This window comes from Psychrobacter sp. TB55-MNA-CIBAN-0194, assembly GCF_040309505.1.
Classification (GTDB): domain Bacteria; phylum Pseudomonadota; class Gammaproteobacteria; order Pseudomonadales; family Moraxellaceae; genus Psychrobacter; species Psychrobacter fozii.
Map to the genome: position 1 here is coordinate 1 of NZ_JBEOOW010000705.1, position 241 is coordinate 241.

1 protein-coding gene is annotated in these 241 nt (G+C 24.9%); it reads right to left on the bottom strand.

Going from position 1 to position 241, the window contains the following annotated elements:
• Positions 1 to 241: hypothetical protein (locus AAEY75_RS16810; RefSeq protein WP_352260301.1), on the bottom strand; the 241-nt coding region annotated here is incomplete at both ends.

Below are 241 nucleotides of genomic sequence, written 5' to 3' on the forward strand. Positions count from 1 at the left end.
TGTCAGAGCTTTCTTTCAAAATATACAAATTTTGATCCTTAGCATAGAGATAAATCATTTCATTAGAATGATCTATTGTGGATTCAAAAATCATTTGATCCTTTACATCAATTTTACAAATCCACTTTGAATCGTTTACATTTAACTCTTTAAATTCAAAAGTGGACAACTTCTCTATTTCGTCAATATATATTACTAGCTTATGTTCATCTAAATTTAGAATTTCTATAAAATTATGATA